The following is a 14,283-nucleotide window of genomic DNA, read 5'->3' on the forward strand; positions in this document are numbered from 1 at the left end:
CGGGGACCAGGGACCAGGGACCAGCGCTCAGCGATCAGAAGTGCGAAGGCCGCGTCAATGCAATCGGAAGCATCGCGACTTACGAGGCCGCACCTTCTTCGTCTGCCACGGGCTCTGGATCCTTCCCGATGATCAGGCGAGCCGCGATGATGCCCGCCTCGTAAAGAATGATCAGCGGCAGCGCGAGGATCAATTGCGAAAAGACATCGGGTGGCGTGACGACAGCCGCAACGATGAACGCGCCCACCACGACATACGGCCGAATGCTGCGCAGCTTCTTGAGCGTCAGCACCTTCATGCGCACGAGCAGCACGACGATGATCGGCACCTCGAAGGTCACGCCGAAGGCGATGAACATCGACAGCACGAAACTGAGGTAGTTGTCGATGTCGGTCGACATCTGCACGTCCAGCGGCGCGTTGTAATGCGCCATCACACGGAAGATCGTCGGGAACACGACGAAGTAGGCGAACGCCATCCCGCATAGAAATAGCAGATAGCTGCTGCCGACCAGCGGCGCGACGAGCTTTTTCTCATGCTGATAGAGGCCCGGCGCCACGAACGCCCAGATCTGATAGAGGACGATCGGCAGTGCGATCACGAGCGCAACGAGCATCGTCACCTTCACCGGGACGAAGAACGAACCGGTCACGTCGGTCACGATCATGCGCCCGCCCTTGGGCAAGTTTTCCATCAACGGACGCGCGAGCAGCTTGAAGATGTCCGTCGCCCAGTAGACGAGCGAAACGAACACGACGATAACGGCGATACCGGCTTTGATGATGCGGTCGCGCAGCTCTACCAGATGCGAGATGAACGACTCTTCTGTGCCTTCGCTTGAATTGTGCTGGGGGTCGCTCACGCCGGCCCTCTTAAGATGGAGATCGGCGCGCACCGCGCCGATGACTCGGAAGATGAAAAACCTCGGCCACGCGCAGGAACGGGATCAAAGGAACCGCCGCTGCTTGCGCAGGCTTGCCGGCGTGTAGCGCGCCACGCGCGCGGCCCCCGATTGCACGTGGGTGCGCCGGCCCATGGCCCGCTTGTACCAGGTGGGCGTCGCTGCCTGCTTGACGCGCCAGTTGACGCGCTTGCTCGTCGCGCGCGGCGAGACGCTGCGCCACGACGAGGGAGATGAACCGTCGGTCGCGCCCGTGCCGCGCGCCGCGTCCTCCGCTGCCGCGGTGCCGGCAATGCTTGGCGATACCGAGGTACCGGAGCGGAAGGCGTCGTTCAACTCGGCCTCGTGCTTGCGCACGTTGTCGTGGATGGTGTTTTCCACGTTGCGCGCCGCCGATTCGAATTCGCTCTTCATCCGGCGCAGTTCATCGAGCTCGATTTCGCGCGTGACTTCGGCCTTCACTTCGCTGATGTAGCGCTGAGCACGGCCGAACAGCGCGCCTGCCGTGCGCGCGACGCGCGGCAGGCGCTCCGGCCCGAGCACGACGAGCGCCACGACACCGATCAGCGCCATCTTCGTCAGTCCGAGGTCGAGCATGTAAGTGGCCTAGTGGTCCGTTATCGGTTATGCGTTCCAACCCGCGCGTCGTTCGCCGCGCAATGCGCCGGGCCGGGACCGGCGCGCATCGCGTTCAACGGTAATCGTTCGAACGCGATTTTTCCTTGGCTTCGACGTCGATCGTGCCCGAGCGCGGCAATTCGCGCCGCTCGGCCTCGGCCGGGGTGGACGTGGAAGACGGCGGCGCATCGGCGTCCTTGATGCCTTCCTTGAACCCCTTCACCGCGCTGCCCAAATCGCTACCGATGCTGCGCAGGCGCTTCGTGCCGAACACGAGCGCGACGATCAAAAGCACGATCAACCAGTGCCAAATGCTGAATGAACCCATGAGAACCTCCCGAGGTTTGCCACCGCGCATTCGCAGCAGCAAACAATACCGGCCTTGCGACCCTAATCGGAGCGCGCGCGCTCCCTGTCGATCGATGCGAAACGGGTACGCCGCGCTATCAACCCATCCGCTTCCACGGCCGCGGACCGGCGAGTATATGCGCATGCAAGTGATAGACCTCCTGGCCGCCGCCCGGCCCCGTATTGATGACCGTGCGAAACCCCGTATCGCCGCCGGTGTACGCGCAACCGAGCTGCTCGGCCAGTCGCGCCACCAGAACCAACATTTTACCAAGCAGCGGCGCTTCGCTTTCGGTGCAATTGGACAGCGTTTCCACGTGTTTTCGCGGAATCACGAGGATGTGCGTATCTGCCGCAGGGTGAATGTCCTTGAATGCGACGAAATCTTCGTCCTCATGGACCTTCGTGCTTGGGATCTCGCCGGCGGCAATTTTGCAAAAGAGGCAGTTGTCGTGACTCATGGTTTTCCTGGTTGAGAGGCGAATGCGCGGCGCGCGATCGGATCAGAACCACGCGCGCGAATCGAGCGGCTTGTTGTCATACAGGTACAGCCAGCCTTTCACGATACGGTACAGCATCCAGATCGACACGGCGGTGAGCACGGCGAAGCCGATCACGACGAACACCAGCACGCCGCCGATGATATAGCCCACGAGGCCCATCCAAAACGTGCGAATGAGCCACTCCACATGCGGCTGCGACGGTGTGCCCGCCGCGTCGTCGCGCTTCACGTAGGCGATGATGACGGCAACGATGATCGAGATGCCCCCGGTGAACCAATGCAGCGCGTAGAGCCCATACAGGATATGCGTGAGCGTGCGCATGTCGCGTGCGCGGCCTGCGTCGGATCCCGGGTAAGGGATGGGCGTTTCGGGTCGCTGTTCCATTCTCGCTCTCCTGTCGACCGAGGTTTGTGCTTCGGCTATCGATTGGCGCCAGTGCTGCGGCGCTCGCGCCAACCTCATGCAATACCGGCCTCGAAGGCGCCGAGCCTGCGAAAGACCGATTCAACCGCCGTTTTCTTCGCGCTCGCGCCGCTTTCTGAGCGCTTTCTCCTCGATGCCCGACATGCCTTCGCGCCGCTCGAGTTCGGCGATCACGTCCGCGGGGCTCAGATCGTAGTGTGACAGCATGACCAGGCAGTGAAACCAAAGATCGGCCACTTCCCCGACGAGCGCGCCGGGCGCGCCGCCTTGGCGCACGTCCTTGGCAGCGAGCACGACTTCGGTCGCCTCTTCCCCGATCTTCTTCAGTACCGCGTCGTCGCCCTTGTGAAACAGACGAGAAACGTAGGAGACCTCGGGATCGCCCCCTTTGCGGCTGTCGATGATCGCGGCAAGCCGCAGCAGCGTGTCTTCGGTCGTCGAGGCAGTGGCGGTGGAGGCGGCGCCCGCGGCGCCCGGTTGCGTGGATTGCGTCATCGGTAGATCTGTTCGGGGTCTTTCAGCACGGGATCGACGGCGACCCAATCGCCTTCATCCGCCGTGCCTTCGAATTTCTGGAAGAAACAGGAATGGCGTCCGGTATGGCAAGCAATGCCCGACACCTGCTCGACTTTGAGCAGCACGACGTCGTCGTCGCAGTCGAGCCGCATCTCGTGCACATGCTGCACGTGGCCCGACTCTTCGCCCTTGAACCAAAGGCGCTGGCGCGAGCGCGAGAAATACACGGCGCGCCCCGTTTCGACGGTCTTGGCGAGCGCCTCGCGATTCATCCACGCGAACATCAGCACGTCGCCCGTCGTCGCTTCCTGGGCAATCACGGGGACCAGCCCGTTGGCATCCCAGTGGACCTTGTCGAGCCAGGGTTTTTCGGCGGGGGCGCTCATTTGGCCTCCGCGGGCACCGCTTCGAACGCGGCTACACCGTGCCCGAGCAAGGCTGGATATGCGGCAGAATGTCGGAACCGTTTCATCATTGCCTCACGGAAATGCCGCGCTCGGCCATGAAACGCTTCGCTTCACCGACCGTATGCTCGCCATAGTGGAAGATGCTCGCGGCCAGCACGGCATCGGCGTGGCCCTCGGTAATGCCGTCGGCCAGATCCTTCAGCGAGCCCACGCCGCCCGAAGCGATGACGGGCACGGGCACCGCGTCCGATACCGCGCGCGTCAGCGCGAGATCGAAGCCGCTTTTCGTGCCGTCGCGGTCCATGCTGGTCAGCAAAATTTCGCCAGCGCCGTATTCGGCCATTTGCTTGGCCCACTGCACGGCATCGAGCCCGGTCGCTTTGCGGCCGCCATGCGTGAACACCTCCCAGCGGGCCGGCTCGCCCTCGCCCGACACGCGCTTGGCGTCGATCGCGACGACGATGCATTGGGAACCGTACTTCTGCGCAGCCTCGCGCACCAGTTCGGGACGCGCGACGGCCGACGAGTTCATGCTGATCTTGTCCGCGCCCGCGTTCAGCAGCCGGCGCACGTCTTCCACCGCGCGCACGCCGCCGCCCACGGTCAAAGGGATGAAAACTTGCGCCGCCACCGCTTCGATGATGGGCAGAATCAAATCGCGCTGGTCGGAGGTGGCCGTGATGTCGAGGAACGTCAGTTCGTCGGCCCCTTGCTCGTCGTAGCGGCGCGCGATTTCGACCGGATCGCCGGCATCGCGCAGTTCGACGAAATTGACGCCTTTGACGACGCGGCCGGCGGTCACGTCCAGGCAAGGGATGATGCGTTTAGCTAGAGCCATGATGGTGCAAATGCCGCTAAGTGAGCCGCCTGCGCCAATGCAGACGGCATGATGCCGTAACGCCGTAGCGTGCGCCGCGCCTCGACCGGACGCCCCGCACGTCGGGCGCGCATGGTCGCTGCGCCTCGGGGCTTCGGGGCATCGGCGCTCCGAGCGGAGCCTGCGCGCGTTCGCCGCGGCGTGCGTCAGGCGTCGTCCGATTCCCGCAGCGTATCGGCACGCTTTTGCGCAGCGGCGAAATCGAGATCGCCCGAGTAGATCGCGCGCCCGCAAATGACGCCCTCGATGCCCTCGTCTTCGACTTCGCACAGCGCGTCGATGTCGGCCAGATTCGAGAGCCCGCCGCTCGCGATCACGGGGATCTTCACCGCCCGCGCAAGACGCACCGTCGCTTCGATATTGATGCCTTGAAGCATGCCGTCGCGGCCGATATCCGTGTAGATGATCGATTCGCAGCCGTAGTCTTCGAACTTCTGGGCCAAATCGACGACTTCGTGGCCGGTCAGCTTGCTCCACCCGTCGGTGGCGACTTTGCCGTCTTTCGCATCCAGGCCGACGATGATATGCCCGCCGAACGCCGTGCACGCGTCTTGCAGAAAGCCCGGATTCTTCACCGCCGCCGTGCCGATGATCACGTACGACAGGCCTTCGTCCAGGTAGCGCTCGATCGTTTCCAGATCGCGAATGCCGCCGCCGAGCTGCACGGGGATTTCGCTGCCGACTTCGTCGATGATGGCGCGAATTGCCTCTTCGTTCCTCGGCTTGCCGGCAAAGGCGCCGTTCAGGTCGACGAGATGCAACCGCCGAGCGCCGCGGCTGACCCATTGCCGAGCCATCGCGGCAGGATCCTCGGAAAATATCGTCGCCTGGTCCATATCGCCTTGTTTAAGGCGCACACACTGACCGTCCTTGAGGTCGATGGCGGGAATCAGCAGCATAGCAATCGCGTGAAATCTGGGAGGTTGAAGGTGGGCGGCGCATCTGGCCGGGCGCGCAAGCGATCCCGACGTCGATGAACCGTGTCGCTTAGTGTAGTACAACTCTTTCCGTGTTCCGCTCGCTCGGTGCCTGGAATCGGGCGCGGTGCGCGAGCGGCAGCACCGCGTTCAGGGGTTCCAATCGACAAAATTACGGTACACGCGCAGCCCCGCGGCTGCGCTCTTTTCCGGGTGAAACTGCGTCGCAAACACGTTCTCGCGCGCCACGGCCGAGGTGAAGGTCGCGCCGTAGTCGGTTTCCCCAACCGTGTGCTTCGGGTTGTCGGGAACGACGTAGTAGCTATGGACGAAGTAGAAGAAGGCGCCGTCCGATACACCGGCCCACAGCGGGTGGGCACGCGTTTGCCGCACGCGGTTCCACCCCATTTGCGGCACCTTGAAGCGCGAACCGTCGTCCTGCAGCCGGCCTTCCAGTTGAAAGCGCACCACTTTACCCGGCATCAGGCCCAGGCCCTGCGTCGAGCCTTCTTCGCTCCAATCGAACAGCATCTGCTCGCCCACGCACACGCCCATCAACGGCTTGACGCGCGACGCTTCCAAGACGGCCTCTTGCAACCCCGATTCGCCGAGGCAGCGCATACAGTCGGGCATCGCGCCCTGTCCCGGCAAAACGACGCGTTCGGCCGCGCGAATGCCTTCCGCATGGTCGACGATCGCCACGTCCGCTTCCGGGGCAGCCTTTTTCAGCGCCTGATACACCGAGCGCAGGTTGCCCATCCCATAATCCACAATCGCAATCTTTTTCATGGCAAAAAGGGCCTTTGCCCTTCATCGCAAGTTAGGCAGCAACGCCTTCAATCCATCGACGATGAACTCCACCGCCAGCGCCGACAACATCAAACCCATGAGCCGCGTGCCGATGTTGATGCCCGTCTGGCCCACCCAGCGGGCGATCGGTTCGGCAAGCCGGAGCGCGCCGAAGCAAATCACGGCGATCGCCGCGCCGATCGCGATGAGGCCCGCGCGGTCGTACCAGTGGTGCGCGCTCGCCGCATAGACGATCACGGTGCTGATCGAACCCGGACCCGTGAGCAGCGGAATCGCGAGCGGCACCACCGCAATGCTGTTCTTCGATTCGGCCTCGTCGCGCTCCTCGGCGGTGGCCCGCGTGTTGCCGATCTGCGCGTTCAACATGTTGATGGCCATGAGCAACATGATGATGCCCCCGCCCACCTCGAGCGAACCGACCGAAATGCCAAAAAAACTGATGATCTGCTGCCCCAGCAGCGTCGTCACGGCAATCACGCAAAACACCGAGATCGAGGCGATGCGAATGGTGTGACGCCGCTCCGCATCGGATTGCGCCGATGTGAGGCTCAGGAAAAACGGCACCGCGCCGACCGGGTTGATCAGCGCCAGCAGCGAAATAAACGATTTCAGAAGATCCATCGCAAGCCGGCGCCCGCTTTGGGCGCGCCGGTCCGTCGGTCAAGGTCTAACGTCAGAGACTGCCCTTCGTCGACGGAATCTGCCCCGCCGCCCGCTCGTCGAGTTCCACGGCCATGCGCAGCGCGCGACCGAACGCCTTGAATACCGTTTCCAGTTGATGGTGCGCGTTCAATCCGCGCAAATTGTCCACATGGAGCGTCACGCCCGCATGGTTGACGAAACCGCGGAAAAACTCAATCGACAAGTCGACGTCGAACGTGCCGATCCGCGCGCGCATGAACGGCACATGGAATTCCAGGCCCGGCCGCCCGGAGAAATCGATCACCACGCGCGAGAGCGCCTCGTCGAGCGGCACGTAGGCATGACCGTACCGCCGAATGCCTTTCTTGTCGCCCACCGCCTTGGCCACCGCCATCCCAAGCGTAATGCCCGTGTCCTCGACCGTATGATGGTCGTCGATATGCAGGTCGCCTTGCGCCTCGATGTCCAGGTCGATCAACCCATGACGGGCGATCTGATCGAGCATGTGGTCGAGGAACGGCACGCCGGTGGCCAGCCGCTGCTTGCCCGTGCCGTCCAAATTGATCTTTACACGGATCTTCGTTTCGCTGGTATCGCGAAACACTTCCGCTACGCGCATGGAAAACCTCGAAGTCACTTTATTTCAGCGCAAGCGCCGCCAGCATTTGTGCGTTTTCCTCGGGCGCACCGACCGTCAAACGCAGGCAATTGGCCAACAATGGGTGCATTCTACCCACGTTTTTGACCAAAACCTTCGCATTTAGCAGCGCATTGAACGCGGCGTCGGCATCGGGCAGGCGCACGAGCAGGAAGTTCGCCGCGCTCGGGAACACCGTGACGCCCGGCAATGCCGCCAGCGCCGCCGCCAGTTTCTCGCGCTCGGCGCGCAACTGAGCGGCTTGGGATTCGAGCACGTCGACATGATCGAGCATGAATAGCGCGGCCGCCTGGGTCAGCACATTGACGTTGTACGGCGGGCGCACCTTGTCGAACTCCTCGAGCCAGGCCCGCGCACCGGCCAAGTAGCCGAGCCGGATCCCCGCCAGGCCGAGCTTGGACACCGTGCGCATGACGACGACGTTGTCGTAGTCGAGCACGCGGCCGATCCAGCTCTTTTGCGCGAACGGCTGGTATGCCTCGTCGATCACGACGAGACTGCCCTTCGCGCTAGCGATGATGCGTTCGATGTCGGCGTCCGGGTAGAGCGTGCCTGTCGGGTTGTTCGGGTAGGCCAAGTAGATGACCGCGGGCTGATGCTCGGCGATCGCGGCCAGCATGGCCTCGACATCGAGCGTCAGATCGGCGCGGTGCGGCACCCCGACGAAGTCGAGCTGCGCGAACTTGGCCGACATCTGGTACATCACGAAGCCCGGGATCGGCGCGAGCAGCTTCGCGCCCGGCTTCGCACAAGCCACGGCGATGATGCTGATGAGCTCGTCCGAACCGTTGCCGAGCAATAGATCCGCGCCGGCGGGCACACCCATCACGCGCTTCAGTTTATCCACGAGCACCGCCGGGCGCGGCTCGGGATACCGGTTCAAGGCCACCCCGGCCAGGACTTCCCCCAATCGAGCGGCCAGCGCGGGCGGCAGCGGGAACGGATTTTCCATCGCGTCGAGCTTCACGAGGCCCGTCGCATCCGCCACCGCGTAGGTGCTCATGGCCAGCACGTCGGGGCGGATGATGTCTTGCGGTTTTGTCGTCGTCATGATCAGCCGCCTTGTTTCATCCGGTATTCGGCGCTGCGCGCGTGCGCCGGCAACCCCTCGCCATAGGCCAGTTCGGCAGCGATCTCGCCGAGCGTCTGCGCTCCCTCCGCACTCACTTCGATCACGCTCGAACGCTTGAAGAAATCGTAGACGCCGAGCGGCGACGAAAAGCGCGCCGTGCGGGAGGTGGGCAAGACGTGGTTCGGCCCGGCACAGTAGTCGCCCAGGCTCTCGCTGGTGTAGCGGCCCATGAAAATCGCGCCCGCATGGCGGATCTCCTTCGCCCATTGATGGGGGTCGAGCGCCGAAATCTCCAGGTGCTCGGGCGCGATCTGATTCGCGATCGAACAGGCTTCGGTCATGTCGCGCACCTTGATGAGCGCGCCGCGGCCCACGAGCGAGCGCTCGATCACCTCACGACGCGGCATGGTCGGCAACAGTTCGACGATCGCGTCTTCGACACGCGAGATGAACGCTTCGTCGGGGCACAGCAGGATCGATTGCGCCAGTTCGTCGTGCTCGGCCTGGGAGAACAAGTCCATCGCCACCCAGCGCGGGTCCGTCGTGCCGTCGCACAGGATGAGAATCTCCGACGGCCCGGCGATCATGTCGATACCGACGGTGCCGAACACGCGCCGCTTGGCCGCCGCCACGTAGGCGTTGCCGGGGCCGCAGATCTTATCCACGGCAGGCAGGCTCTGGGTGCCGTACGCGAGCGCGCCGATCGCCTGCGCGCCGCCGATCGTAAACACACGGTCGACGCCGCCCAAAAGCGCGGCGGCCAGCACGAGCGGATTGCGCACGCCGTCCGGCGTGGGCACGACCATTACGATTTCGCGTACGCCCGCCACCCGCGCGGGAATGGCGTTCATCAAGACCGACGACGGATACGCGGCCTTGCCGCCCGGCACGTAGATGCCGGCGCGATCGAGCGGCGTGACTTTCTGGCCGAGCACCGTACCGTCGGCCTCGGTGTACTGCCAGCTATGGCTGCCGCATTCGATCTTCTGCTTCTCGTGATAAGCGCGCACGCGCGCCGCCGCGGCCTCGAGCGCGGCGCGGCGTTTGGGCTCGAGCCCTTCCAGGGCGGCTTCGAGCTCGCTCGTCGGCAGCTCGAGCGCCGCCAAGCTATCGACGCTCAGGCGGTCGAAGCGGTTCGTGTATTCGAGGACGGCGGCATCGCCGCGCGCTTTCACGTCGGCCAGAATCTGCGCAACCGAGCGCTCGATCGCCTCATCCTCGCTCGCCTCGAAGGCGAGTACGCCGGCGAGCGCCGCGCCGAAACCGGCGTCGCTCGAATCGAGTTTGCGAATCGTAAGTGCCATGCTGGTATCCGTTTCGGTAATGCGCGCACCGGGCGGGCGCGTCAGGCGCTGCCCGCCGTGCGCTGCGAAGCCCGCTCGAACGCCTCGAGCAACGGCTTGAGCGCGGCGCGCTTCAATTTGAGCGCCGCTTGGTTCACCACGAGGCGCGAGGAGATTTGCATGATCTCCTCCACCTCGACCAGGTTGTTCGCGCGCAGCGTGCCGCCCGAGCTGACCAGATCCACGATCGCGTCGGCCAAGCCCACGAGCGGCGCGAGCTCCATCGAGCCGTACAGCTTGATGAGGTCAACGTGCACGCCCTTCGCCGCGAAATGCTCGCGCGCGGTTTGCACATACTTGGTCGCGACGCGCAGCCGGGCGCCCTGCCGCACGGCATTGGCGTAATCGAAGCCCGCCTTGACCGCCACCGACATCCGGCAACGCGCGATATCGAGGTCGATCGGCTGATACAAGCCCGAGCCGCCGTGTTCGAGCAGCACGTCCTTGCCGGCGACGCCGAAATCGGCCGCGCCGTATTCGACATACGTGGGCACGTCGGTCGCGCGCACGATGATCACGCGCAGGTTCGGCGCGCTCGTAGGCAAGATCAGCTTGCGGGAGGTTTCCGGATCCTCCGAAACCTGCACGCCCGCCGCGGCGAGCAGCGGCATCGTCTCCTCGAAGATCCGCCCCTTCGAGAGGGCGAGCGTCAAGGGCGTGGTGGAACTCGTAGGGATCGTGCTCATGCGCGTTTCTCCGACACGCGGCGCACACGGGCGCCGATCGCCGACAGTTTTTCTTCCATGCGGTCGTAGCCGCGATCGAGGTGATAGATGCGGTCGACGAGCGTTTCGCCTTCGGCCGTGAGCCCGGCGATCACGAGGCTCGCCGATGCCCGCAGATCGGTGGCCATCACCGTGGCGCCCGACAGCCGCGGCACCCCGGTCACGAGCGCCGTATTGCCGTCGATCGTGATGTTCGCCCCAAGCCGATTGAGTTCCTGCACATGCATGAAGCGGTTCTCGAAAATCGTCTCGACGACTTGCGACGTGCCCTCGGCGATCGCATTGAGCGCCATGAATTGCGCCTGCATGTCGGTGGGGAACGCCGGATATTCGGACGTGCGAAACGACACGCACGCGGGGCGCCGCGCCATCCGCACCCGGATCCAATCCTCGCCTTCCTCGAGCGTCACGCCCGCCTCCCGCAGCTTCATCGTGACCGCCTCGAGCGTGATCGGGCGGACATTACGCAGCGTCACGTCGCCACCCGCGGCCGCCACGGCACACAAGAACGTGCCCGCCTCGATGCGATCGGGAATCACAGCGTGGCGCGCGCCGTGCAGCCGCTCGACGCCTTGAATCACGAGGCGATCGGTGCCGATCCCGTCGATCCTAGCCCCCGTGCGCACGAGCAGTTGCGCGAGGTCGCTCACCTCGGGCTCGCGTGCGGCGTTCTCGAGCACGGTCTCGCCCTCGGCCAACGTGGCCGCCATCAGCAAGTTCTCCGTGCCGGTGACCGTGATCATATCCGTCATGATGCGCGCGCCCTTGAGCCGCGTGGCGCGAGCCTCGATGTAGCCATGCTCGATGCTGATCTCGGCGCCCATCGCCTGCAGGCCCTTGATGTGCTGGTCCACCGGACGCGCGCCGATCGCGCAGCCGCCGGGCAGCGACACTCTGGCATGCCCGAAACGCGCGACGAGCGGGCCGAGCACGAGGATCGAGGCGCGCATCGTCTTGACGAGCTCGTACGGCGCGACGGGATTGCCGACGTTCGCCGCGTCGAGCGTCAATTGCGCGGCCTCGCCGGCCCCGCGCGCCTCGTGCACGCCCATCTGCGCGAGCAGCTTGAGCATCGTGCGCACGTCCTGCAGATCCGGCACGTTGTCGAGCTGCAGCGGGTCGGCCGTCAACAGGCTGGCGCACAGAATCGGCAACGCCGCGTTCTTCGCGCCCGAGATGCCGATTTCTCCGGCAAGCGGCCGGCCGCCTTCGATCACGAGCTTGTCCATGCTGGTTTGCGCCGCGCGGGCGTCCGTGGCGGCGCCGCTACCGGCGCCGCGTGAATCTTGTGTAATGCGCACTCTTAGAATCTCGAATTATCCGTTCTGCCATTCCGCCGGCGTGAGCGTCTTCATGCTCAGCGCGTGAATTTCCTGTCGCATGCGCTCGCCGAGGGCCGCATAAACGAGCTGATGCCGCTGGATCAGGCGCTTGCCCTCGAACGCCTCGGAGACGATCGTCGCAAAAAAATGCTGGCCGTCGCCCTCGACTTCCAGATGCCGGCAGGCAAGGCCCGCTTCGATGTATTGCTTGACCTGGTCGGGGGTCGGCAACATGGTGAACGCTCCTTCTTCCAATTCAATTCAATTCAATAGCGCAGCTTGTAGCCCGACGCGAGCAAACGCATCGCGAAGGCGGCAATCAGCGCGAAAAACCCGCCGACGACGGCCAGACTCGTGAGCGGGTTGATATCGGACACGCCGAAAAACCCATAGCGAAAGCCGTCGATCATGTAGAAAAACGGGTTCAGCCGCGACACATGGCGCCAAAGATCAGGCAGCGAATGCGTCGAATAGAACACGCCCGAGAGAAACGTGAGCGGCATGATCAAGAAATTCTGGAATGCCGCGAGCTGATCGAACTTCTCGGCCCAAATGCCCGCTATGAGTCCGAGCGTGCCGAGAATGGCCGAGCCGAGCACGGCGAACGCGATGATGAACAGCGGCGCCGCGAAGCCGACCGGAATGAACCAGATCGTGACGACGAACACCCCGAAACCTACCGCGAGCCCGCGCACGACGGCCGCCAGCACGTAAGCGCCGAACATCTCCCAATACGTGAGCGGCGGCAGCAAGACGAAGACGAGGTTGCCCGTGATCTTGGACTGGATCAACGAAGACGAACTGTTTGCAAATGCGTTTTGCAGCACGCTCATCATGACGAGCCCGGGAATCAGGAAGCTCGTGTACTCGACGCCAGGATAGACGTCGACGCGCCCGCGCAACGCGTGCCCAAAAATCGTCAGATAGAGCAGCGCCGTGACGACGGGCGCGAGCACGGTTTGGAACGCCACCTTCCAAAACCGCAGGATTTCTTTGTAGAACAGGGTGCGAAAGCCGCTCATGGCGCCTCCCGTCCCATCAATAGACGGGGACTTGCTTCGAGCGCCGACTCCCCCTCAAGGGAGGCAGCGCCGCCCGTGCAGGGCGCTTTGCGCGGAACCGGGGTACGCACTGAAGCGCCAACACCGGCCGGCAGCGAGCGGTAGCGAGCGCAGGGGGAGCGACTCATGCCAGCCCCTCCACGACTTCCGGCGTATGCATCAACTGCACGAAAACGTCCTCCAAATCGGCCTTGCGCACGTCGATTTCTTCGAAGGCGCAGCCCACCGCCCGGCACTGCGAAAGAATGCGCTCGACGTCGTCGTAGCTCGACAAGCGCAGCAGATGCTGGCGCGCGCCGGGGGCCGCCGGCTCGACCTCGAGCGCACGTAATTCGGCGGGCAACGCGCCCGCGCTCAGCCGCAAGAACAATTGCATCCCCGCGAAACGCTGCAGCAAAGCACTCGTGCGATCGAGCGCGACCACCTCGCCGCGCCGCAGCATCGCAATGCGATCGCACAGCGATTCGGCCTCTTCCAGGTAATGGGTCGTCAGCACGATCGTGTGGCCTTCGCGGTTCAAGCGCGAGATGAATTTCCACAGCGTTTGGCGCAACTCGACGTCCACCCCGGCCGTCGGCTCGTCCAGGACGATGACGGGCGGTCGATGCACGAGCGCTTGAGCCACCAGCACGCGCCGCTTCATGCCGCCCGAAAGCGCGCGCATGTTCGCATCGGCCTTCTCGGTCAGATCGAGGTTGGCCATCACCTCGTCGATCCAATCGTCGTTGCGGTGAAGCCCGTAGTAGCCCGACTGGATGCGCAGCGTTTCGCGCACGGTGAAGAAAGGATCGAACACGAGCTCTTGCGGCACGACGCCGAGCGCCCGGCGCGCTTGCCGGAAATCGGCGACGACATCGTGCCCGAGCACCGACACGCTGCCTTCATCGGCGCGCGCGAGCCCCGCGAGGATGCTGATGAGGGTCGTTTTGCCCGCGCCGTTGGGGCCGAGCAGGCCAAAAAATTCGCCTTCCTCGACCGTCAAGCTGACGCCCTTGAGCGCTTGCAGCGCCTTATAGCGCTTCTTGACGTTGCGGATTTCTATCGCTGACATGGATGTGCGCGGCGTTCTCGACGGCGCGCCTTTTGTTAGACCTAATCGGTGTCCGTTCGTGGACATAGGCGGCGGTGACGTCGAGCCGC

At 64.2% G+C, this 14,283-nt stretch carries 19 protein-coding genes; all 19 read right to left on the bottom strand.

Annotated elements, in window-relative coordinates; all coding sequences use genetic code 11:
• Positions 1–79: 79 nt before the first annotated feature.
• Positions 80–862, bottom strand: a complete 783-nt coding sequence (tatC, locus tag QQS38_RS16905) for a twin-arginine translocase subunit TatC (protein ID WP_479646525.1) — start codon at positions 860–862, stop codon at positions 80–82.
• A gap of 84 nt (positions 863–946) precedes the next feature.
• On the bottom strand, positions 947–1,498 hold the full coding sequence (gene tatB / locus QQS38_RS16910) for a Sec-independent protein translocase protein TatB (protein WP_479646526.1): 552 nt from the start codon (positions 1,496–1,498) through the stop codon (positions 947–949).
• A 94-nt stretch (positions 1,499–1,592) separates the two neighbouring features.
• Positions 1,593–1,847, bottom strand: a complete 255-nt coding sequence (tatA, locus tag QQS38_RS16915) for a Sec-independent protein translocase subunit TatA (RefSeq protein ID WP_479646527.1) — start codon at positions 1,845–1,847, stop codon at positions 1,593–1,595.
• Positions 1,848–1,965: 118 nt separating this feature from the next.
• Positions 1,966–2,328 carry a histidine triad nucleotide-binding protein gene (locus tag QQS38_RS16920; RefSeq protein WP_479646528.1) on the bottom strand — a complete coding sequence of 121 codons (363 nt, stop codon included), beginning with the start codon at positions 2,326–2,328 and terminating at the stop codon, positions 1,966–1,968.
• Positions 2,329–2,370: 42 nt separating this feature from the next.
• Positions 2,371–2,754, bottom strand: a complete 384-nt coding sequence (locus tag QQS38_RS16925) for a DUF4870 family protein (RefSeq protein ID WP_479646529.1) — start codon at positions 2,752–2,754, stop codon at positions 2,371–2,373.
• Between the two features lie 120 nt (positions 2,755–2,874).
• Complete coding sequence (locus tag QQS38_RS16930) at positions 2,875–3,288, bottom strand: phosphoribosyl-ATP diphosphatase (RefSeq protein ID WP_479646530.1); 414 nt, start codon at positions 3,286–3,288, stop codon at positions 2,875–2,877.
• Positions 3,285–3,695: a phosphoribosyl-AMP cyclohydrolase gene (gene hisI, locus QQS38_RS16935; RefSeq protein ID WP_479646531.1), complete on the bottom strand. Its 411-nt coding sequence runs from the start codon at positions 3,693–3,695 to the stop codon at positions 3,285–3,287. Before hisI ends, QQS38_RS16930 begins: the two co-directional genes overlap by 4 nt.
• Positions 3,696–3,780: 85 nt before the next feature.
• The gene (hisF, locus tag QQS38_RS16940; RefSeq protein WP_479646532.1) at positions 3,781–4,554 is read right to left on the bottom strand and encodes an imidazole glycerol phosphate synthase subunit HisF; all 774 of its coding nucleotides are present in this window, start codon (positions 4,552–4,554) and stop codon (positions 3,781–3,783) included.
• A 185-nt stretch (positions 4,555–4,739) separates the two neighbouring features.
• A complete protein-coding gene (gene hisA / locus QQS38_RS16945; protein ID WP_479646533.1) occupies positions 4,740–5,492 on the bottom strand; it encodes a 1-(5-phosphoribosyl)-5-[(5-phosphoribosylamino)methylideneamino]imidazole-4-carboxamide isomerase in 753 nt (250 codons plus the stop codon).
• Positions 5,493–5,660: 168 nt separating this feature from the next.
• Positions 5,661–6,299 carry an imidazole glycerol phosphate synthase subunit HisH gene (gene hisH / locus QQS38_RS16950; RefSeq protein WP_479646534.1) on the bottom strand — a complete coding sequence of 213 codons (639 nt, stop codon included), beginning with the start codon at positions 6,297–6,299 and terminating at the stop codon, positions 5,661–5,663.
• A 21-nt stretch (positions 6,300–6,320) separates the two neighbouring features.
• Positions 6,321–6,941: a YchE family NAAT transporter gene (locus QQS38_RS16955; RefSeq protein ID WP_479646535.1), complete on the bottom strand. Its 621-nt coding sequence runs from the start codon at positions 6,939–6,941 to the stop codon at positions 6,321–6,323.
• Positions 6,942–6,993: 52 nt separating this feature from the next.
• Complete coding sequence (gene hisB, locus QQS38_RS16960) at positions 6,994–7,581, bottom strand: imidazoleglycerol-phosphate dehydratase HisB (protein ID WP_479646536.1); 588 nt, start codon at positions 7,579–7,581, stop codon at positions 6,994–6,996.
• A gap of 19 nt (positions 7,582–7,600) precedes the next feature.
• Positions 7,601–8,671, bottom strand: coding sequence for a histidinol-phosphate transaminase (gene hisC, locus QQS38_RS16965; RefSeq protein ID WP_479646537.1), 1,071 nt, complete (start codon positions 8,669–8,671; stop codon positions 7,601–7,603).
• A gap of 2 nt (positions 8,672–8,673) precedes the next feature.
• Complete coding sequence (hisD, locus tag QQS38_RS16970; RefSeq protein ID WP_479646538.1) at positions 8,674–9,996, bottom strand: histidinol dehydrogenase; 1,323 nt, start codon at positions 9,994–9,996, stop codon at positions 8,674–8,676.
• A gap of 41 nt (positions 9,997–10,037) precedes the next feature.
• Positions 10,038–10,721: an ATP phosphoribosyltransferase gene (hisG, locus tag QQS38_RS16975; protein ID WP_479646539.1), complete on the bottom strand. Its 684-nt coding sequence runs from the start codon at positions 10,719–10,721 to the stop codon at positions 10,038–10,040.
• Positions 10,718–11,989 carry a UDP-N-acetylglucosamine 1-carboxyvinyltransferase gene (gene murA, locus QQS38_RS16980; protein WP_479646597.1) on the bottom strand — a complete coding sequence of 424 codons (1,272 nt, stop codon included), beginning with the start codon at positions 11,987–11,989 and terminating at the stop codon, positions 10,718–10,720. Before murA ends, hisG begins: the two co-directional genes overlap by 4 nt.
• An 87-nt stretch (positions 11,990–12,076) precedes the next feature.
• A complete protein-coding gene (locus tag QQS38_RS16985) occupies positions 12,077–12,316 on the bottom strand; it encodes a BolA family protein (protein ID WP_479646540.1) in 240 nt (79 codons plus the stop codon).
• Positions 12,317–12,348: 32 nt separating this feature from the next.
• Positions 12,349–13,104 carry an ABC transporter permease gene (locus tag QQS38_RS16990; protein WP_479646541.1) on the bottom strand — a complete coding sequence of 252 codons (756 nt, stop codon included), beginning with the start codon at positions 13,102–13,104 and terminating at the stop codon, positions 12,349–12,351.
• Positions 13,105–13,267: 163 nt separating this feature from the next.
• Positions 13,268–14,194: an ABC transporter ATP-binding protein gene (locus QQS38_RS16995; protein ID WP_479646542.1), complete on the bottom strand. Its 927-nt coding sequence runs from the start codon at positions 14,192–14,194 to the stop codon at positions 13,268–13,270.
• Positions 14,195–14,283: the final 89 nt, after the last annotated feature.

The organism is Trinickia sp. Z7, from assembly GCF_056498045.1.